At 62.9% G+C, this 19804-nt stretch carries 16 protein-coding genes; 7 read left to right on the top strand and 9 right to left on the bottom strand.

Annotation, left to right across the window (positions count from 1 at the left end; translation table 11 throughout):
• Positions 1-89 precede the first annotated feature (89 nt).
• The 4 genes from fdhF to NKJ01_RS29795 form a co-directional block, all read right to left on the bottom strand.
• Positions 90-3002 carry a formate dehydrogenase subunit alpha gene (fdhF, locus tag NKJ01_RS29810; RefSeq protein ID WP_352733639.1) on the bottom strand — a complete coding sequence of 971 codons (2913 nt, stop codon included), beginning with the start codon at positions 3000-3002 and terminating at the stop codon, positions 90-92.
• A 10-nt stretch (positions 3003-3012) separates the two neighbouring features.
• The gene (locus tag NKJ01_RS29805; RefSeq protein WP_352733636.1) at positions 3013-4569 is read right to left on the bottom strand and encodes a formate dehydrogenase beta subunit; all 1557 of its coding nucleotides are present in this window, start codon (positions 4567-4569) and stop codon (positions 3013-3015) included.
• A complete protein-coding gene (locus tag NKJ01_RS29800) occupies positions 4566-5039 on the bottom strand; it encodes a formate dehydrogenase subunit gamma (RefSeq protein WP_502898127.1) in 474 nt (157 codons plus the stop codon). The genes NKJ01_RS29805 and NKJ01_RS29800 overlap by 4 nt, the downstream gene beginning before the upstream one ends.
• Before the next feature lie 137 nt (positions 5040-5176).
• Positions 5177-6076, bottom strand: a complete 900-nt coding sequence (locus tag NKJ01_RS29795; protein WP_023758219.1) for a LysR family transcriptional regulator — start codon at positions 6074-6076, stop codon at positions 5177-5179.
• A gap of 151 nt (positions 6077-6227) precedes the next feature.
• On the opposite strand from NKJ01_RS29795, the gene NKJ01_RS29790 reads away from it, so the two are divergent.
• On the top strand, positions 6228-6869 hold the full coding sequence (locus tag NKJ01_RS29790) for a DUF47 domain-containing protein (RefSeq protein ID WP_352733630.1): 642 nt from the start codon (positions 6228-6230) through the stop codon (positions 6867-6869).
• Between the two features lie 3 nt (positions 6870-6872).
• Complete coding sequence (locus NKJ01_RS29785) at positions 6873-7877, top strand: inorganic phosphate transporter (RefSeq protein ID WP_352733627.1); 1005 nt, start codon at positions 6873-6875, stop codon at positions 7875-7877.
• Between the two features lie 10 nt (positions 7878-7887).
• Here the strand turns inward: NKJ01_RS29785 and NKJ01_RS29780 are convergent, their stop codons facing one another.
• The gene (locus NKJ01_RS29780; RefSeq protein ID WP_352733624.1) at positions 7888-8265 is read right to left on the bottom strand and encodes a VOC family protein; all 378 of its coding nucleotides are present in this window, start codon (positions 8263-8265) and stop codon (positions 7888-7890) included.
• A 245-nt stretch (positions 8266-8510) separates the two neighbouring features.
• Between NKJ01_RS29780 and NKJ01_RS29775 the strand changes: the two genes are divergently transcribed.
• Positions 8511-9698 carry an Mrp/NBP35 family ATP-binding protein gene (locus NKJ01_RS29775; RefSeq protein ID WP_352733622.1) on the top strand — a complete coding sequence of 396 codons (1188 nt, stop codon included), beginning with the start codon at positions 8511-8513 and terminating at the stop codon, positions 9696-9698.
• 174 nt (positions 9699-9872) lie between these two features.
• Here NKJ01_RS29775 and NKJ01_RS29770 read toward each other — a convergent pair whose 3' ends face one another.
• A complete protein-coding gene (locus tag NKJ01_RS29770) occupies positions 9873-10322 on the bottom strand; it encodes an SRPBCC family protein (protein ID WP_352733620.1) in 450 nt (149 codons plus the stop codon).
• Positions 10323-10469: 147 nt separating this feature from the next.
• On the opposite strand from NKJ01_RS29770, the gene NKJ01_RS29765 reads away from it, so the two are divergent.
• Positions 10470-12275: an IlvD/Edd family dehydratase gene (locus tag NKJ01_RS29765; RefSeq protein ID WP_352733617.1), complete on the top strand. Its 1806-nt coding sequence runs from the start codon at positions 10470-10472 to the stop codon at positions 12273-12275.
• 307 nt (positions 12276-12582) lie between these two features.
• A complete protein-coding gene (locus NKJ01_RS29760; RefSeq protein ID WP_352733614.1) occupies positions 12583-12981 on the top strand; it encodes a hypothetical protein in 399 nt (132 codons plus the stop codon).
• An 18-nt stretch (positions 12982-12999) separates the two neighbouring features.
• On the opposite strand, the gene NKJ01_RS29755 is transcribed toward NKJ01_RS29760, so the two are convergent.
• Both NKJ01_RS29755 and pdxR read right to left on the bottom strand, forming a co-directional pair.
• The gene (locus tag NKJ01_RS29755; RefSeq protein ID WP_352733611.1) at positions 13000-14586 is read right to left on the bottom strand and encodes a trimethylamine methyltransferase family protein; all 1587 of its coding nucleotides are present in this window, start codon (positions 14584-14586) and stop codon (positions 13000-13002) included.
• Between the two features lie 194 nt (positions 14587-14780).
• Positions 14781-16274, bottom strand: coding sequence for a MocR-like pyridoxine biosynthesis transcription factor PdxR (gene pdxR, locus NKJ01_RS29750; RefSeq protein ID WP_352733609.1), 1494 nt, complete (start codon positions 16272-16274; stop codon positions 14781-14783).
• Positions 16275-16575: 301 nt separating this feature from the next.
• Between pdxR and pgi the strand changes: the two genes are divergently transcribed.
• Both pgi and NKJ01_RS29740 read left to right on the top strand, forming a co-directional pair.
• The gene (pgi, locus tag NKJ01_RS29745; protein ID WP_352733606.1) at positions 16576-18219 is read left to right on the top strand and encodes a glucose-6-phosphate isomerase; all 1644 of its coding nucleotides are present in this window, start codon (positions 16576-16578) and stop codon (positions 18217-18219) included.
• Positions 18220-18224: 5 nt separating this feature from the next.
• Positions 18225-18947: an HAD family hydrolase gene (locus NKJ01_RS29740; protein WP_352733603.1), complete on the top strand. Its 723-nt coding sequence runs from the start codon at positions 18225-18227 to the stop codon at positions 18945-18947.
• A 140-nt stretch (positions 18948-19087) separates the two neighbouring features.
• Here the strand turns inward: NKJ01_RS29740 and NKJ01_RS29735 are convergent, their stop codons facing one another.
• Positions 19088-19735: a TetR/AcrR family transcriptional regulator gene (locus NKJ01_RS29735; protein WP_352733600.1), complete on the bottom strand. Its 648-nt coding sequence runs from the start codon at positions 19733-19735 to the stop codon at positions 19088-19090.
• Positions 19736-19804: the final 69 nt, after the last annotated feature.

Genomic DNA, 19804 nt, shown 5'->3' with positions numbered 1-19804 from the left:
GGGGGTTTTGGGGGCGTCGCTCTGCGGAGGGTGTGGGGGTCGACCAACCGTCGAGATTGAAGCTCTTGCTGTCGAAAGCCTCGACACAGCTACTCCGCCGCTTCCAGCTTCGCGATGCGACGGCTCTGCCTGGCTTGCTCGTCATAATCGCGCTGCCATTCCGACGGCCCGTTCGAGGCGCCGACCTGCACCGCCGTCACCTTGTATTCCGGGCAGTTGGTCGCCCAGTCGGAGAAGTCGGTGGTGATGACGTTGGCCTGCGTGTCCGGATGATGGAATGTCGTGTAGACGACGCCTGGCGACACCCGGTCCGTGATCAGCGCGCGCAGCGTCGTCTCGCCCGAGCGGCTGGTCAGCCGGACCCAGTCGCCGTCGCGCAGTCCGCGGTTCTCGGCGTCGTGCGGATGGATCTCCAGCCGGTCCTCGCCGTGCCACATGATGTTGTCGGTGCGCCTGGTCTGCGCTCCGACATTGTACTGCGAAAGGATGCGGCCGGTGGTAAGCAGCAGCGGGAAGCGCGGGCCGGTCCTCTCGTCCGTCGCCACATATTCGGTGCGGATGAACTTGCCCTTGCCGCGCACGAACCCGTCGATATGCATGATCGGGGTGCCGAGCGGCGCCTTCTCGTTGCAAGGCCATTGCACGGATCCGACACGGTCGAGCAGCTCGAAGGAGACGCCGGCGAAGCTCGGCGTTGTCATGGCGATCTCGTCCATGATCTCGGAAGGATGCTGATAGTTCCAGTCCAGCCCGATCGCGCGGGCAAGCTCCTGCGTCGCCTCCCAATCGGCATAGCGCGCCTTCGGCTCCAGAACCTTGCGCACCATGTTGATGCGGCGCTCCGCGTTGGTGAAGGTGCCGTCCTTCTCCAGGAAGGTCGAGCCGGGCAGGAAGACATGGGCGTAGTTCGCCGTCTCGTTGAGGAAGAGGTCGTGCACGACGACGCATTCCATCGCGGCAAGGCCAGCGGCGACATGCTTGGTGTCGGGGTCGGACTGAAGAATGTCCTCGCCCTGGATGTAGATACCCTTGAAGCTGCCGTCGACGGCGGCATCCAGCATGTTGGGGATGCGCAAGCCGGGCTCGTCGTCCAGCTTCACGCCCCACAAGGTCTCATAGATGTCGCGCACGGCTTCGCCGGAGATATGGCGATAGCCGGGCAGTTCGTGCGGGAAGGAGCCCATGTCGCACGAGCCCTGCACGTTGTTCTGGCCGCGCAGCGGATTCACGCCGACGCCTGGCCGGCCGATATTGCCGGTGGCCATGGCGAGGTTGGCGATCGCCATCACCGTGGTTGAGCCCTGGCTGTGTTCCGTCACCCCGAGGCCGTAGTAGATCGCGCCGTTGCCCCCGGTGGCGTAGAGACGGGCCGCGCCGCGGATCGCCTCTGGATCGACGCCGGACAGCTTACCGACGGTTTCGGGGCTGTTCTCCGGCAGGGCGACGAACGACGCCCAATCCTGGAACTCCGTCCAGTCGCAGCGTTCGCGGATGAAGGCTTCGTCGAAAAGACCTTCGGTGACGATGACATGCGCAAGCGCCGTCAGCACGGCGACATTGGTGCCGGGCTTCAGCGGCAGATGATAATCCGCTTCGACGTGTGCCGACTTGACCATCTCGGTGCGGCGCGGATCGAGCACGATCAGCCTGGCGCCCTGGCGCAGCCGCTTCTTCAGCCGCGAGGCGAACACCGGATGGGCCGAAGCGGGATTGGCACCGATGACGACGGCGACGTCGGTGTAATCGACGGAGTCGAAATCCTGCGTGCCGGCCGAGGTGCCATAGGTCTGGCCGAGCCCGTAGCCCGTCGGCGAATGGCAGACGCGCGCGCAGGTGTCGACATTGTTGTTGCGGAAGCCCTGCCGAACCATCTTCTGGACGAGGTAGGTTTCCTCGTTGGTGCAGCGCGACGAGGTGATGCCGCCGATCGCGGTGCGTCCGTACTGGTACTGGATGCGGCGAAATTCCTTGGCCGTGTGGGCGATCGCCTCTTCCCAGCTCACCTCGCGCCATGGATCGGTGATTTTTTCCCGGATCATCGGTGACAGGATGCGGTCCTTGTGGGTGGCGTAGCCATAAGCGAAACGGCCCTTCACACAGGAATGGCCGTGGTTCGCCTTGCCCTCCTTGTAGGGCATCATGCGAATGACCTCGTCTCCCTTCACTTCGGCCTTGAACGAGCAGCCGACGCCGCAATAAGCGCAGGTGGTGACGGCCGAGCGTTCCGGCAGGCCCTTGGCAAGCACCGTTTTCTCGCGCAGCGCATCGGTCGGACAAGCCTGCACGCAGGCTCCGCAGGAAACGCATTCCGAATCGATGAATGCCTCGTGCATTCCCGCCGAGACCCTGGATTCGAAACCACGGCCCTCGATGGTCAGCGCAAAAGTGCCCTGGACCTCCTCGCAAGCCCGCACGCAGCGCGAGCAGACGATGCATTGCGAGGCGTCATAGGTGAAATAGGGATTGGACTCATCGCGGGCGATGTAATCGACCGCCAGCGAGCCGTGGCCGGGCGCCACGCCACCTTCCGGCTTGACGTGGTTGCGGCCCTCGATGCCGTAGCGGTTCTCGGTCAGGCCGATCGACTTCGCCACCGCATCGAATTCGCTGGCGCCGGTTCCGGCCTTCTCGTTCCAGCCAGTCGGATGGTCGGAGACGTAGAGTTCCATGACACCGCGGCGAATGGCGTCGAGCCGCTCGGTCTGCGTACGCACCACCATGCCCTCGCCGACGGGTGTCGTGCAGGAGGCCGGCGTGCCGCCGCGCCGTTCGATCTCGACAAGGCAGATACGGCACGAACCGAAGGAGTCCAGCATGTCGGTGGCGCAAAGCTTCGGGATCTCGACCCCGCCTTCCATCGCGGCACGCATGATCGAGGTGCCTTCCGGGACGGTGATGCTGCGGCCGTCGACGTTCAGCGTGACCTGCTTCTGCGCCTTCGATTCCGGGGTTCCGTAGTCGATCTCTTCGACGAGGGACGGGAAGTCGGCCTTGATGTTCATCTGCCAGCTCCTATTCAGCAGCCACGCGCACGGGCGCGGGCTTGAAGTCGTCGGGGAAATGGGTGATCGAGCTCATGACAGGGTAGGGCGTGAAGCCGCCCAGCGCGCACAGCGAGCCGAATTTCATCGTGTTGCAGAGGTCGGTGACCAGAGCGAGGTTCTTCTCCGGTTCGATGCCCGCGGCAATTCTGTCGATGGTCTCGACGCCGCGCGTCGAGCCGATGCGGCATGGCGTGCACTTGCCGCAACTTTCGATGGCGCAGAATTCCATCGCAAAGCGGGCCTGTTTCAACATGTCGGCGGTGTCGTCGAACACCACGATGCCGGCATGGCCGATCAGGCCGTCCTTGGCCGCGAAGGCCTCATAATCGAACGGCGTGTCGAACAGCGCGCGCGGGAAATAGGCGCCGAGCGGTCCGCCGACCTGCACAGCCTTGACGGGAAGCCCCGTGGCCGTGCCGCCGCCGATCCCGTCGACGATCTCGCCCAGCGTCATGCCGAAAGCGGCTTCGAACAGGCCAGCATGTTTGACGTTGCCGGCGATCTGGATCGGGATCGTGCCGCGCGAGCGGCCCATGCCGAAATCCTTGTAGAAGGCCGCACCCTTATCCATGATGACAGGCACCGAAGCCAATGAGATGACGTTGTTGATCACCGTCGGCTTGCCGAACAGCCCCTTGTGAGCCGGCAGCGGTGGTTTTGCCCGGACCATGCCGCGCTTGCCTTCGAGCGAGTCCAGCAGCGCCGTCTCCTCGCCGCAGACATAGGCGCCTGCGCCGACCCGGATCTCCATGTCGAAAGCATAGGCCGAACCCAGCACGCTGGCGCCAAGAACGCCGGCCTTGCGGGCGATTTCGACGGCCTTGTTCATCACCGCCACCGCATGCGGATATTCCGAGCGGACATAGACAAAGCCCTTCGTCGCGCCCGTGGCTATACCGGCGATCGTCATGCCTTCGATCAGCACGAAGGGATCGCCCTCCATGATCATGCGGTCGGCGAAGGTGCCTGAATCGCCTTCGTCGGCGTTGCAGACGATGTATTTGCGGTCGCCTGATGTATCGAGCACCGTCTTCCACTTGATGCCGGTCGGGAAGCCCGCGCCGCCGCGCCCGCGCAGCCCGGATTCGGTCACCTCGGCGACAATGGCGGCCGGCGTCAGTCCCAACGCATTCGTCAGTCCATTCAACCCGCCATATTTCTTGTAGGATTCGAGCGACAGCGGATCCGTGACGCCGCAGCGTGCGAAAGTCAGTCGCGTCTGCTTGGCCAGGAAGGGGATTTTGTCCGGCGCGCCCAGCCAGCGTTTGTGATGGCCGCCGGTGAGGAAGCCGCTGTCGAACAGGCTTTTGACGTCAGACGGCTTGACCGGTCCATAAGCGACCCGGCCGTTAGCGGTCGCCACTTCGACCATCGGTTCGAGGAAGTAAGCCCCGCGCGAGCCGTTGCGCACGATTTTGGCTTCGATGCCGCGTTCGGCAAGCTCACTTGCGATCGCCTTCGCGACTTTTTCGGCACCCAGCGCCAGCGCGCCGGAGTCGCCGGGAATGTAGATACGCGGGATCATGAGCGCACCTCGGCAACGATTTCGTCGAGCTTTTCGTCATCGAGCCGCCCGATCACCTGGCCATCGAGCATTGCCGCGGGCGAACAGGCGCACAAGCCCAGGCAATAGACCGGCTCCAGCGTCACCGAACCGTCGCGGGCCGTCTCATGGAAGCCGATGCCAAGCAACTGCTTAAGTTTGGCGGCGATGGCGTCCGAACCCATCGACTGGCAGGATTCCGCCTGGCAGAGCTTCAGCACATGCCGGCCGGCGGGATGGCTGCGATAATCATGGTAGAAGGTGACGACGCCGTGCACCTCGGCCCTGGAGATATTCAGCGCCTCGGCGATGACCGGCAGCGCATCCTTGGGCACATAGCCGAACTCTTCCTGGATGCCGTGAAGGATCGGCAGCAGCGGGCCTTCGAGGCCCTTCAACTCATGGATGATCGCGGCTGTGCGCGATGTGATCTCGGTACTTGCAGGCTGCATCGTCAAGCAGCGCCCTCCCTGGTCGATAGCTTTTATCGCTAAGCCGTTACAAAATCAGAGGAAACCTGCTGAATCAATAAAGCTGTTTCGTTGATTGATAGAAAATTTCTATCAGTCCTCCATCCAGCATTGTTAGCCTAGCGGTGGGCGTGGAAATCGTCCGCCAGCGCCATCGCCTCGTCCAACAGCGCCGAGACCAGCGGCGTGTGCGGTTCGCGCGGCGCCGCCACCAAGCCGACCGTGTGGCTGGCGTCCGGTTCGACGATCGGAATGGCCCGGATCGGTTCGGAAAAGCCGAATGTTTCAGTGAGGTTGAGTGGCATGATCGACGACCATTTGCCGGTCCGGATATGCGAAAACAGCACGATCATCGAGTTGGATTCCAGCGTCGGCCGTACCTGCACGCCGGCTTCGGCCAGATGCTGGTCGATGATGCGGCGGTTCTGCATGTCCGGCGTCAACAGGCACAGCGGCAGGCTTGAGAGCTCCGCCCATGTCACTTTGTCGCGGTCGGAATAGGGATTTCCCATCGCGGTGATCAGTTGATAGCGCTCGTCATAGAGCGGCACGCTGGTCACCCGCCCCAGCGGCTCGTTGTCGAGATAGGTGATGCCGGCATCGATGTCGAAATTGCCCAGCAGCGACAGCACCTCAATCGAGGTCCGCGACAGCACCGAGAAGGTGACGCCCGGATGCTTTGCCCGAAACGGCGTCGTCAGCCGCGCCACCATGGCCAGAGCCGTCGGGATGGCGGCGATGCGGATGCGGCCCGAAAGACCGTAGCGCGCAGCGCGCATCTCCTCGCGCATGGTACGGGTGTCGCCGACGATGCGGCGCGCCCACACCAGGACCTGTTTTCCCTCCGGCGTCAGCCCCTGGAAGCGCGAGCCGCGCAAAACCAGCATCACCCCGAGCTGGCCCTCCAGCTGCTTGATGCCGGCCGACAGCGTCGGCTGGGTCACGCCGCACAATTCCGCCGCCCGGCCGAAATGCTCCTCCCTGGCCAGCGCAATGAAGAATTCCAGCTTGTCGATCATGCGATCCTTCCGGTCGTTCGACGCAAGGTCGGGGAAATTGCATTTTATCGCAAGCGCCATGCGCAATTGGCCTGCATCCACATCTTTAAGCCGGCTAGCTGTTCCCCCCGGCGGAATGCGGCGCTATGTGGATGAAACTGGGAGATCGACCATGCTGGGCTGGTTCCGCAAGCTTTTGCCGCGCGAAGATCGCTTCTTCGAACTGTTCGAACGACATTCCCGCACGGTGGTCGGCGGCGCCGAGGCGCTGGAGCAGCTTCTCCAGGGCAAGGACATCGAGCGCTGGGGCCAGAAAATCATCGATCTCGAAGACGAAGCCGACCATATCACCGCGGAAGTGCTGCTGGCGGTGCGGCGCTCCTTCATCACGCCTTTCGATCGCGGCGACATCAAGGACCTGATCCAATCGATGGATGATGCCATCGACATGATGCACAAGACGGTCAAGACGGTGAGGCTGTTCGAAAAGAAGGAATTCGATCCGCTGATGCAGGAAATGGGTGGCGTCATCGTCGCCGCCGCCAAGTTGGTGGCCGAGGCGATTCCGCTGCTCAGCAAGGTTGGTGCGCACACCGTGCGCCTCAATGCCATCGCCGAAGAGGTCATGCGCGTCGAAAGCCGGGCCGATGATCTGCACGAGCAGGGTTTGAAGGATCTCTTCAGGAAGCATGGCAGCAGCGACCCGATGGCCTACCTGATCGGCAGCGAGATCTATGGCCAGCTGGAAAAGGTGGTCGACCGATTCGAGGACGTCGCCAACGAGATCAGCGGCATCGTCATCGAGAATGTTTAGGTGATGGAAGCCACCATTGCCTTTCCCGTGCTGGTCGGCCTCGTGGCCGTCGCGCTGTTCTTCGATTTTCTCAACGGCCTGCACGACGCGGCCAACTCCATCGCCACCATCGTCTCCACCCGGGTGCTGAGGCCGCAATATGCGGTGTTGTGGGCAGCCTTCTTCAATTTCATTGCCTTCATGTTCTTCGGTCTCCACGTCGCCGAGACAGTGGGAAAGGGTATCGTCGACGTCAGCGTCGTCACGCCGGCGGTGATCTTTGCCGCCCTTGTCGGCGCCATCGTCTGGAACATCGTAACCTGGATGGTCGGCATTCCGTCGAGCAGCTCGCATGCGTTGATCGGCGGTCTTGTCGGTGCCGGGGTGGCAAAGGCCGGGCTCGGTGCCATCGTCTGGACGGGACTCGGCAAGACTGTCGCTGCTATCGTTGTGTCGCCGGCAACCGGTTTTGTCTTGGCGCTCGTCCTGATCCTGACCGTTTCCTGGCTCTTCGTGCGCCAGTCTCCGTTTGCGGTCGACAGCACCTTCCGCGTCCTGCAGTTCTTTTCCGCCTCGCTCTATTCGCTCGGGCATGGCGGCAACGACGCCCAGAAAACCATGGGCATCATCGCCGTGCTGCTCTATTCGCAAGGCATGCTCGGCGCGACTTTCTATGTGCCGCTGTGGGTTGTACTCACCTGTCAGTCGGCGCTGGCCCTCGGCACCCTGTTCGGCGGCTGGCGTATCGTTCACACCATGGGCTCGAAGATCACCCGGCTGAATCCGATGCAGGGTTTTTGCGCCGAGACCGGTGGCGCCATCACCCTGTTTGCCGCCACCTGGCTCGGAGTTCCCGTTTCGACCACGCACACCATCACCGGCGCCATCATAGGCGTTGGCGCCGCTCGCCGGGTCTCGGCGGTGCGCTGGGGCATTGCCAGCAGCATCGTCATTGCCTGGATCGTCACCTTGCCGGCAACCGCTATGATCTCGGCGCTCACCTACCTCGCGGTCGGCCTGGCGAGGTAGGCGAAGACATCTACCTGTCCACAAGGTTCAGGATGTTGCCGTCTGGGTCCTTGAACCAGGCGACCTTCATGCCGGAGCCGACATGGACGTCGCCCTCCAGTGTCAAGCCCGGCATATCATAGTGCTCGAAGCTGACGCCCTTCGACTTCAGCGCCTTGACGACATTGCCGATCTCGTCGCCCACGGTCCACGTCACCGCGGTTGCCTTGTTGGTTCCGGCATATTGGGAATGATAGACATTGATGGCTGTGTCGCCGCTTTTATACACGATCAGTTCACCGCCCTCATCGTGCACCTGCTTCAGGCCAAGCGTTCCCTCATAGAAGGCCTTGGCTTTCGCGAGATCCTTTACCGCGAGATTGGCCGTTGCGTTGAAGTTTGCGAGCATGATGATCTCCTTCCCTGGTTGTCGTGCTCACCATGGTCATGCAGATAGGTCGCAACGGCAGATTGGCGACCGTCAACTTGCTGGAGTGATCGGTCACCTTGGCTGCCGTTTTCCGCGGATGCATTCGATCAGGCGATCAGACAGGCCTCGTCGTTTTTCGGGCACGCAGAGGCAGCTGTTGCTCCACGGCTTGGTTCTGTCCGGAAACTGCATTATCTCAAGCCTGAACGTCCAAGGAAAAAATCATGTCCGCCGTCCAGCAGAACGTCACCAAGGAAATCGTCACCGAGCGTCTGAAGACGGTGAACGGGCCGGATTTCACCGGCAACATCGTCGACCTCGGCATGGTTTCGGAGATTTTCATCGCCGACGGGAAGGTCTTCTTCTCGATTACCGTTCCCGCCGCCCGCGCCCAGGAGATGGAGCCACTGCGTGCCGCCGCCGAACGGGTCGTCAAGGCGATTCCCGGTGTCGCCGGCGCCGTCGTCGCCCTGACGGCCGAAAAGAAGGGCGGCGGCATGGAGGCTCCGGTCCCGTCGCGCCCCGCACCCAGGCCGGCTCCGCCCGCTGCTGCCGCGCCGCGTGCTGCTCCGCACGCGCCGGCCTCGCACAGCTCCGGCAAACGCGGCGTGCCCGGCATAGAGGCAATCATTGCCGTTGCTTCCGGCAAGGGCGGCGTCGGCAAGTCGACCACCGCCGTCAACATCGCGCTTGGCCTCGCCGCCAACGGCCTGCGCGTCGGCGTGCTCGATGCCGACATCTATGGCCCATCCATGCCGCGGCTGCTCAATATCCATGGCAGGCCGCAGACCGTCGACGGCAAGATCTTGAAACCGATGGAGAAATACGGCCTGAAGGTGATGTCGATGGGCTTCCTCGTCGATGAGGAGACGCCGATGATCTGGCGCGGCCCGATGGTGATGTCGGCACTGACGCAGATGCTGCGCGAGGTAGAATGGGGCCGGCTCGACGTGCTCGTCGTCGACATGCCGCCGGGCACCGGCGACGCGCAGCTGACCATGGCCCAGCAGGTGCCGCTGGCCGGCGCCGTCATCGTCTCGACGCCGCAGGATCTAGCCCTGATCGACGCACGAAAAGGCCTCAACATGTTCAAGAAGGTCGACGTGCCACTGCTCGGCATCGTCGAAAACATGAGTTATTTCGTCGCCCCGGACACCGGCAAACGCTACGACATCTTCGGCCATGGCGGTGCGCGCCGCGAGGCCGACCGTCTCGGCGTCACCTTCCTTGGCGAAGTGCCGCTCGAGATGGGCATCCGCGAAAGCTCGGATGCCGGCGCGCCGGTTGTCGTCTCGAAGCCCGACGGCGCCGAGGCGAAAGTCTACCGCGACATCGCTTCGAAGGTTTGGGACCGGGTCAACGAAGAGCGTGGTGCCGCTGCTGCCGCCGTGCCGAGTATTGTCTTCGAGTAGCGCGGATATCCCGCCCCCTTGAGGGGAGGGTGGCCCGGAGGGCCGGGTGGGGTCTGCGGTGACGCGCTCCAACTTCTTCTGTCGAAGGTCGAGGCAGTTCAGTGAAAAGTTGAGGCAGCTGAGGCGACCCCTCCCGCCTCGCTTTGCGAGGCAACCTCCCCTCAAGGGAGAGGGTTAGCCGCCGACCTTCTCGCCGAACGAGGAAAAAAACTGTCCGGCGAGTTTCTTCGAGGTCGATTCGATCAGCCGGCTGCCGAGCTGGGCGATCTTGCCGCCGACATCGGCCTTGGCGGCGTATTTCAACACCGTGGTATCGGGCCCATCTGATGCCAACGTCACGTCAGCACCACCCTTTGCGAAACCGGCAATGCCACCCTTGCCTTCACCCTGGATGGTGTAGGAGTGCGGCGGCTTCAGGTTCTTCAACGTCACTTCGCCGTTGAACGTCGCCTTGATCGGTCCGATCTTCACCACCACGGTCGCCGCCATTTCGGTCGGCGATCTCATCTCCAGGCTCTGGCAGCCGGGAATGGTCGCCTTCAGGACCTCGGGATCGTTCAGCGCTTCCCACACTTTTTGCAGGGAAGCGGCAATGCGCTCCTCGCCTTCGATCACCAAAGCCATGAAAACCTCCCGGACAAGACTGAATGAAGCCCTAACGCACGGCTGGCTGCCTGTCTATCACACCAAAGTCCGGTTGCGACCGCACGCCCTCTTGCCTGCTCTCGCGCGTTGCCATATCGATTTGTCTTACAAATACGGAGACTACCAATGGCAGGCGCCCCCACCCACAAGAAAAAATTTCGCTCGCAGGAGTGGTTCGACAATCCCGACAACCCGGGCATGACGGCGCTCTATCTCGAGCGCTACCTGAATTACGGCCTGACGCGCGCCGAACTGATGTCGGGCAAGCCACTGATCGGCATCGCCCAGACCGGCTCCGATCTTTCGCCCTGCAACCGGCACCATATCGAACTCGCCAAGCGCGTGCGCGAAGGCATCGTCTCGATGGGCGGCATCCCTTTCGAATTTCCCTGCCACCCGATCCAGGAGACCGGCAAGCGCCCGACCGCCGCTCTTGACCGCAACCTTGCCTACCTTGGCCTGGTTGAAGTGCTTTACGGCTACCCGCTCGATGGCGTCGTGCTCACCATCGGTTGCGACAAGACGACGCCGGCCCTGCTGATGGCGGCGGCCACCGTCAACATCCCGGCGATTGCGCTGTCGGTCGGCCCGATGCTCAATGGCTGGCACAAGGGCAAGCGCACCGGTTCGGGCACCATCGTCTGGGAATCGCGCCAGCGGCTATCGGCTGGCGAGATCGGCTATGACGAGTTCATGGATATCGTCGCCTCCTCGGCGCCGTCCACCGGCTATTGCAACACCATGGGCACCGCCACGACGATGAACTCGCTGGCCGAGGCGCTTGGAATGCAGTTGCCTGGTTCGGCCGCCATTCCCGCGCCGTACCGCGAGCGCGGCCAGATTTCCTATGAGACGGGAAAGCGCATTGTCGAGATGGTGCACGAGGATTTGAAGCCGTCCGATATCATGACGCGCAAAGCCTTTGAGAATGCCATCGTCGTCAACTCGGCCATTGGCGGCTCGACCAATGCACCGATCCATCTCAACGCCATCGCCCGCCATCTCGGCGTGCCGCTCGACAATGACGACTGGCAGAAGGTCGGGCTCAAGATCCCGCTCATCGTCAATCTGCAGCCGACAGGCGAATATCTCGGCGAAGATTATCACCACGCGGGCGGCGTGCCGGCCGTCGTGGCCGAATTGATGAAAGGCGGATTGCTGCCTTTCCCCGAAGCCATCACCGTCAACGGCAAATCGATCGGCGACAACTGCAAGGGGGTCGTCAACGAGAACATCGAGGTCATCCGCACCGTGGCCGAGCCGTTGAAAGCCAATGCCGGCTTCATCAACCTGCGGGGCAATCTGTTCGATTCGGCGATCATGAAGACCAGCGGCATCTCGCCGGAGTTCCGCGAGCGCTATTTGTCCAACCCCAGGGATCCCGAGGCTTTCGAAGGCAACGCCATGGTATTCGACGGGCCGGAGGATTACCACGCCCGCATCGACGATCCGGCGCAAGGCATCGACGAACACACCATCCTGTTCATGCGCGGCGCTGGCCCGGTCGGCTATCCCGGCGGTGCCGAGGTCGTCAACATGCAGCCGCCAGCCTATCTCATCAAGAAGGGCATCCACGCGCTCGCCTGCATTGGTGACGGTCGCCAGTCGGGCACGTCAGGTTCGCCGTCGATCCTCAACGCCTCGCCGGAAGCGGCGATCGGCGGCGGGCTGGCGCTGTTGAAGACGGGCGACCGTGTCCGCATCGACCTGCGCAAGGGCACGGCCGATATCCTCGTCACCGATGACGAGATCACCCGCCGCCGCGCCGAACTGCAGAACAATGGCGGTTATCACTATCCCAAGCACCAGACGCCCTGGCAGGAGATCCAGCGTGGCATGGTGGCGCAGTTCTCAGAGGGAATGGTGCTGGAGCCAGCGGTGAAATACCAGGATGTCGCGCATACCAGCGGTGTTCCCAGGGACAATCACTGATATTCCAGGATAATCGCTGATTATCCTCGGGATAGTCGCTGATTATTCCAGGCGACGATTGCTGATGCTGGATGTTTGACAGGCGGCCTGAACTATCAGGCTGCCTCTCGGGCTCCGTTCGGCGTGTCCCGGTCGAGGGTCGAGAACCATCCGTCAACAATCGCTATCGCCATACCGCAATTGTCCCGGCTCATCGATCTGCTGGCGCCCCCGGCAGGGGAGAGACACGTATAAGGAAGGATCCAAGGCCACGGCCTTTGTATTCCGCTTGCGAACCTCCTAATTGCGTTGAAACGGATTGGAACTCATGGCGGGACGGCGCTCTTCTCTAGGCTTTCTCGGAATGTTCGGCCGCTCAAGCGATTTGAGACAGCTCGACGTCGCATTGCGGACCGCCGACCTTCACCCAGCCCTTGTGCCGGAGGGCGTAAAACTCACCATCGTCAATCTGATGAAGGATCACTGGTCCGACGAGCCGCCCACCAAGGCCTATGCGGAAGTGGCGCAATTGTTCAGCTATTGCGTTGCTGGGCCAGAAACCTTCGAAAGCTCCCATGGCTTGCCGCAACGGCAGGACGTGGAGCGCCGGGTCGAGGCCGCCGTGCAGGCCGGCGACAGTTTCGATGCGCAAATCGTGCTGATGGCGCTGCACGCCAAGCTGATCAGCGCCGAGGTCGTCGAGCGCTATGGGCTGGGCACCGAATAGCTGTTCCGGGAGCGTTGTTTACCCGCCCATCCTGCCGCGAGGCAGTTTGATCATTTCGCCAAAGCGGGCGCGCAGCCGGTCGTCGATCGGCTTCGGCACATGGCGTGGAAAGCGCTCGGCAAGCACCCGCTTCTTCTCGATGATCGCCCGCTGCAAGATGTCGGGCCGGCCCTTCTCGTTCCATTCCTTGGGAGAAAAGCGGTCGCCGACGGCGGGGTAAAAATACTCCGTCTGCATCAGCCGCAGCGTCTGCTCATTGCCGAGATAGTGGCCCGGACCCTTCAGGCAGACATCGGCAATGGTATCGATCGACAGCGCTTCGTCAGTCACCTCGATGCCACGCACGCAGCGCAGGCAGTGGCCGAGCATGTCGTTGTCGATGATCAGGCTTTCCAGGCAAAAGCCGAGCAGGGAGGCATGCATGCCGGCCGATTCATAGACGAGATTGAGCCCGGCGAGACCGGCCATCACGTCGGTGATGCCCTTTTCGTAGCCGGACTGGATATCGGGCAGTTTCGAATCCGTCATGCCGGCGGCTGAACCGCCAGGCAAGTCGTAGTATTGCGCCATTTGTGCGCACGCTGCGGTCAGGACTGCCTGCTCGGCCGAACCGCCGGACATTGCGCCGGTGCGCAGATCCGAAACGAACGGCCAGGTACCGAAGATCGCCGGGTGGCCCGGCTTGATGGCGTTGACATAGACCAGACCGGCCAGCACTTCGGCCACCGCTTGCACCACCGCACCGGCAATCGCCGCCGGTGCCGTGGCGCCGGCCTGCCCGGCCGACAGCAGGAGAATCGGGATGCCGCCCTCGACGCAAGCCTCGAGCACGCCGCAGGCGTCCTCGGCGAACTTCATCGGCGGCACCACGAAGCAGTTCGAGTTCGACACGAACGGCCGGGCGCGGAAGTTCTCCTCGCCTCCGGCAATGGCATAGAGCATTTCGAGCGCCGGCTGCACATTCTCGCGCACCGTAAACGAGGTGCCGACATGCTTGGACGTACCCATCACGCAGGCATAGAGCGTGTTGAAATCCATTTCGAGCGGATCGGGAATGTCGCGCGGCACCATCGGCCGCTGGAAGAAGTGGATATTGTCGAGCCCTTCGACGAGGCGGGCGGCGTCATAGATGTCCTGCAGCAGCGACTCGCGATATTCGCGCTTCTCGACATCGACCAGATGCACGGCAGCTCCGGCCGTGCCGTAATGCACGCGCTTACCCTTGATCAGCATGTCGTGCTTGGGGTCTTGGCCGTGCAGCGTGAAATGCCTTGCCGCTTTCTTGATCGTGTCGAGCACGAGCGCTCGTGGAAAGCGGATGCGCCCATCGTCGCCATAGGTGGCGCCGGCCTCTGTCAAGGCTTCGATGCAAGAGGGGATGGCATTGGCAAAGCCAACTGTCTCCAGGAGCGTCAGCACCGCTTCGTGGATGCGTTCCTGGTCGTTCTGGGTCAGCGGTCCGTAGCTGCCGCCTTCGAGGCCGGCGCGCACCGGCTTGATGTCGTCGGCCAAGGGTGCAGCCCGCATGGCGCGGCGCGCTTCGCGCCCGCCGGAGCGACGCGAACGCTGGTCCGCCGCCGCTTCCTGCTTTTCAAGAACTGACATGGAGACACTCCACCTTTCCGAGCAGCAGGGCGCGGCGGTTGGTCCACCATCGGCTGCTTCTTCCCCTTTGTGCTCCGACTATGCCGCCGGCATTGGCCCAGACTATGAGCCAGCGGGTCCGGTCGCATATGCCAGAACACTAAAGGACCGGAGCCACGCCTGCACGGCTCCGGTCCAAAGGGGTGGGCGATGGATCAGGCGGCCGCCGGCCTGCGTCCGGCGGCGGTGGCGAGTTCGCGGATGCCTGGCTCGATGTGCTGCAGCGCGATCGACGAGATGCCCAGTCGCATGAAACGCGAAGGCTTCTCGGTCCGATCGAAGAAACGGTCGCCCGGCTCGATGATGACGCTGCGCGAGGCTGCTGCCTCGGCCAGCCCGCGTGAATCGGTGCCGCGCGGTCCCTCGAGCCACAGCGACGTGCCGCCGGCCGAATCGGTCGAGCGCCACTCCGGCAGGAAGGCGGAAATCGCATGGACCAGCCGCTTGCGCCGCTCGTCGAAGGCCGACGACAGCCGTCGTACCAGCGCCTCATGATGGCCGAGCGACAGGAAGAGTGCTACGGCGCGCTGATTGTTGGCCGGCGGATGACGCAGCATGAAGCGGCGCAGTGCCCTGAGCTCGGAGATCAGTCCGGCAGACGCCACGATGTAGCCAAGCCGCAGGCCGGGAGCCAGCGTCTTCGACATCGAGCCGACATAGACGACGCGGCCGGAACGATCGAGGCTCTTTAGCGCCTGCTGCGGTGCCTCGTCGAGAAGCTGGCTGTCATAGCCGTCCTCGATGATGATCTGGTTGTAGCGGTTGGCTCGCGCCAGAAGATCCTGCCGCCGTTCCGCCGAAAGCGGCACCATCGTCGGGCAATGGTGGCTGGGCGTTACGAAGACGAACCCGGAATCATTGGGAATAGAACCGGTTACGATGCCGGACTGGTCGACCGGCACCGGCTGTATGTCGGCGCCCGCAAGGCGGAAGATCGAGCGGGCATCGGGGTAGCCGGGATCCTCCATCGCCACCTTGGAGCCCTTGGACATCAGCAGCGTCGCCAGCATGTAGAGCGCGTTCTGGGCGCCCAGCGTGACGATGATCTCGTCAGGATTGGCGAAGATGCCGCGCCTGGGCAGCAGGCGCGCCTGGATCTGCTCGATCAGCAGCGGATCGTCGCGGTCGACCATGTCGGACGCCCAGTTGCGGATTTCGAGCACGGCAAGCGCCATGCGGTTGCACTCGCGCCACTCGGCGGTCGGGAACAGCGCCGGGTCGAACTGGCCGTAGACGAAGGGGTAGGACGACTTGATCCAGTTCTCGTGCTTGGCCGGCGGCGGCATGTCGCTGGCGGCGATCTTGCGGCGTGCCTTCCAGTCGATTTCGTTGGCCTGGTCAGGCGCCTTCTGGTGCGGCTTGGCAGGCGTTGCCAGCACATCGGGATTGACGAAATGGCCGCGCCGCTCGCGTGCCACCAGGAAGCCCTGGTCGACGAGCTGCTGGAACGCCAGCACGACGGTTCCGCGCGCAACGCCGAGTTTTTCGGCCAGGATCCGGCAGGAAGGAAGCGGCATCGATGCGGCAATCTGGCGGTCGAGAATGGCGGCCACGATGGCTTGGCGGATCTGCGCCTGCAGGGTCTGGCCCGATTCCGCCGAAATCCGGAACAGGCCGGACCATATGGCCGTGTCGTTACGCTGTGGCATGGGAGGTGTTCCTCGATGGCCAGCCGTTTTCGCTTGGCTGGACCAGCCGAACGTAACCGTGGCACAAGGGGTTGCGCCAATGAATTTTTCTGATCGTTGGGATTTATGCCAGTGATCCTTCACGCCATTTTGATGCTGCGCTGCGGCATCGCGGGGTGACGCGGCGCCTCATCCCGGCGATGACCTCGTGCGTCATCGCTGCGCATTGAAATGGCTCGAATTAGGTTCGATAGATTGTCGCGACGACACGCGCCGGAAACATCCGGTTCGTAATGATGGCTCGAGGTTTCGGAGTTCGGCAGTGGATCAATCGTCCTTCCAAAAACAGCTTGCCGCCTTGCGCGATCATCGCGCGGCGGCGCCCGCCAGCATGCGCCAGGCCTTCGCCACTGATCCCAAGCGTTTCGAGACGTTCTCCGCCAACGACGGCGACCTTCTGCTCGACTGGTCGAAATGCGCCGTCGACGAGCTCACCATGGACTTGCTGGAACGGCTCGCCAAGGCGGCCGATCTCGAAGGTCGTCGCACCGCCATGTTCGCCGGCAAGAAGATCAACCTCACTGAGGATCGCGCCGTGCTGCATACGGCGTTGCGCAACCTGACCGGCAAGGGCGTCACCGTCGATGGCCAGGACGTCAAGGCGGACGTCATAGCCGTGCTCGACGCGATGGGCGCCTTCGCCGACGCCGTGCGGTCGGGCAAGGCGGCCGGCGCCACGGGCAAGAAGATCACCGACATCGTCAACATCGGCATCGGTGGTTCCGATCTCGGTCCGGCCATGGCGACCCTGGCACTGGCGCCCTATCATGACGGGCCGCGCGCGCATTACGTCTCCAACATCGACGGCGCCCATATCCATGACACGCTGAAGGGCCTGTCGGCCGAAACCACGCTGTTCATTATCGCCTCCAAGACCTTCACCACCGTCGAGACGATGACGAATGCGCAGACGGCGCGCAAATGGGTGCAGGAAGCGCTCGGCAAGGAAGCGGTCGGCAAGCATTTCGCCGCCGTCTCGACCGCGCTCGACCTTGTGGCCAAGTTCGGCATCGGGCCGGATCGCGTCTTCGGCTTCTGGGACTGGGTCGGTGGCCGCTATTCGCTCTGGGGCGCGATCGGCCTGCCGGTGATGATCGCTGTCGGCCCGCGGAATTTCCGCGCGTTCCTCGATGGCGCGCACGAGATGGACGAGCATTTCCGCACCGTGCCGGTAAAGGAGAACCTGCCGGCGTTGCTGGGACTGGTCGGCTGGTGGCATCGCGTGATCTGCGGGTATCCGGCGCGCGCCGTCATCCCCTATGACCAGCGCCTGTCCAGGCTGCCGGCCTATCTGCAGCAGCTCGATATGGAATCGAACGGCAAGAGCGTCACCCTCGAAGGCACCGACGTAACGACGCCGACCGGACCATTGGTCTGGGGCGAGCCCGGCACCAACGGCCAGCACGCCTTCTTCCAGCTGCTGCACCAGGGCACCGATTTCATCCCGGTCGAGTTCCTCGCCGCGGCCGTCGGCCACGAGCCCGAGCTCAAGCACCAGCACGATCTGCTGCTCGCCAACTGCCTGGCGCAGTCGGAGGCGCTGATGAAGGGCCGGACGCTTGAGGAGGCCCGCGCCCAGATGCTGGCCAAGGGCATGAAGCCGGCCGAGGTCGACAAAATTGCCCCGCACCGCGTCTTCTCCGGCAACCGGCCCTCCGTGACCATCCTCTACCGCAAACTCGATCCGCGCACCTTCGGCCGGCTGATCGCGCTCTACGAGCACCGCGTCTTCGTCGAGGGCACGCTGTTCAACATCAACTCCTTCGACCAGTGGGGCGTCGAACTCGGCAAGGAACTGGCCACCGGCCTTTTGCCTGTCGTGGAGGGCAAGGAAAGTGCCGCCAAGCGGGATGCATCGACCGCTGGTCTCGTAGGATACATCCACCATTTGCGTGGATCGGAGTGAAAAGCTTGGCAGACATCAAGGGTATATTGTTCGACAAGGATGGAACGCTTGTCGACTTCAACGCGACCTGGCTTGGCGTTGCCGACTTCATGGCCATGGATGCGTCGGAAGGCGATCGCTGGAAAGCCGACAGGCTGCTGGCGGCCGCTGGCTTCGATTTCACCAACAAGCGCTTCAAGCCGGACTCGATCTTTGCCTCCGGAACCAATCTCGACGTCGTCGAATTGTGGTTCCCACGCCTGTCCAACGAGGACCAGATGCTTGCGGTTGCCCGCTTCAACGAGATCACCTCGGTGCAGGGCTCGGCAATGGCGGTGGCGTTGCCGGGCATCGTCGACACGCTGACGGCCTTGCACAGGAAGTCCTACCGGCTTGGCGTCGCCACCAACGATTCGACCAGCGGCGCGGAAAAGACGCTGGTCACGCTCGGCGTCGCCCAGCTGTTCGACGCTGCCTATGGCTACGACGCGGTCGCCAATCCGAAACCGGCGCCCGACACCATCCTGGCCTTCAGCGATCTCACCGGGCTGAAGCCGGCGGAGATCGCCATGGTCGGCGACAACCGCCATGATCTCGAAATGGCGCGGGCCGGCGGCTGCGGACTGGCGGTCGGCGTGCTCTCCGGCACCGGCACCCGCGAATCGCTGGCCGGGATCGCCGACATTGTTCTTGATTCGGTTGCCGATCTGCCCGACTTCCTCTCGGCACGGGTCAAGGAGACGATCTGACCGGGCTAGGCTTGGCAAATCGAATTGGGACTTTCCCGCCAACGGCTGAGATGGGGTGGTGAGCCGAACGTCTGCAGGTAGTCGAAACCGACGGTTAGCTGCCGTTCTTCACTTCACCCCGCGACATAAGATGTGCGGGATTAGTATCCTGCGTGGCCTTTGCCGCCGTGCGCGGCGATGAACATGGCGACGGCCGACCGGCAATAGGATTCGATTTCGTTGTCGTCCTCTGCTCTCGCCTGATCGAAGCGTGCGATAATCAGGAGATCGGATCCTTTGAAAAGCGCGGCAAACAAGCGGGCGGACCGGAGAGGATCGGGCACGTTCAGAACCGCCTTCGCGTGCAACCGGCGCAACAGGGCCTCGATTTGGGCGATGACATGGGCGGGGCCGGCTTCGTAATGGACCTTGCTTAACGAATTTTGATTCGTCTTGTCGGCCATGATCATGGCTTCGACACTGCGGACGTCCGGGCTCAACAGCGTGCGAAGCAGCGATGATCCCACCGCCATGAGCTGATCTTCGGCCGAACCGTCGACGCCTTCAACAAGGGCCTGTGGTGCAAACTGACGGCAGCGGGTCGCGATGGCCGCGCTGAACAGCGCCTCCTTGTTCTCGAAGTGCCGATAGATGCTGAGCTTGGATATCTTCGCTCGCTGGGCGACCTTTTCCAATGTCGTCGCATGAAAACCCAGTTCCTCAAAGAGTTCGCACGCGGCGTCGACTATCGTTTGGCCAAGCGCCTCGTTGGCCGGCCGGCCGCGCCGGCCCTGGCTGTTTACGGTCACGACAATTCCAGTCCTTGACAGTATCCTAATTCGTGCATTACGATACCACGTAGTATCTGAAATGTGCAA

Origin of the sequence: Mesorhizobium sp. M0276, from assembly GCF_040321755.1 — a bacterium.
In the GTDB taxonomy this organism is placed as follows: Bacteria; Pseudomonadota; Alphaproteobacteria; order Rhizobiales; family Rhizobiaceae; genus Mesorhizobium.
The sequence above is the reverse complement of the archived record's forward strand: the minus strand, read 5'-3'. Positions and strand labels throughout refer to the sequence as shown.

Coding starts and splice junctions, on each gene's coding strand:
- fdhF (WP_352733639.1), bottom strand. CDS start 3,002: ATGAACATCAAGGCCGACTTCCCGTCCCTCGTCGAAGAGATCGACTAC.
- NKJ01_RS29805 (WP_352733636.1), bottom strand. CDS start 4,569: ATGATCCCGCGTATCTACATTCCCGGCGACTCCGGCGCGCTGGCGCTG.
- NKJ01_RS29800 (WP_502898127.1), bottom strand. CDS start 5,039: ATGCAGCCTGCAAGTACCGAGATCACATCGCGCACAGCCGCGATCATC.
- NKJ01_RS29795 (WP_023758219.1), bottom strand. CDS start 6,076: ATGATCGACAAGCTGGAATTCTTCATTGCGCTGGCCAGGGAGGAGCAT.
- NKJ01_RS29790 (WP_352733630.1), top strand. CDS start 6,228: ATGCTGGGCTGGTTCCGCAAGCTTTTGCCGCGCGAAGATCGCTTCTTC.
- NKJ01_RS29785 (WP_352733627.1), top strand. CDS start 6,873: ATGGAAGCCACCATTGCCTTTCCCGTGCTGGTCGGCCTCGTGGCCGTC.
- NKJ01_RS29780 (WP_352733624.1), bottom strand. CDS start 8,265: ATGCTCGCAAACTTCAACGCAACGGCCAATCTCGCGGTAAAGGATCTC.
- NKJ01_RS29775 (WP_352733622.1), top strand. CDS start 8,511: ATGTCCGCCGTCCAGCAGAACGTCACCAAGGAAATCGTCACCGAGCGT.
- NKJ01_RS29770 (WP_352733620.1), bottom strand. CDS start 10,322: ATGGCTTTGGTGATCGAAGGCGAGGAGCGCATTGCCGCTTCCCTGCAA.
- NKJ01_RS29765 (WP_352733617.1), top strand. CDS start 10,470: ATGGCAGGCGCCCCCACCCACAAGAAAAAATTTCGCTCGCAGGAGTGG.
- NKJ01_RS29760 (WP_352733614.1), top strand. CDS start 12,583: ATGGCGGGACGGCGCTCTTCTCTAGGCTTTCTCGGAATGTTCGGCCGC.
- NKJ01_RS29755 (WP_352733611.1), bottom strand. CDS start 14,586: ATGTCAGTTCTTGAAAAGCAGGAAGCGGCGGCGGACCAGCGTTCGCGT.
- pdxR (WP_352733609.1), bottom strand. CDS start 16,274: ATGCCACAGCGTAACGACACGGCCATATGGTCCGGCCTGTTCCGGATT.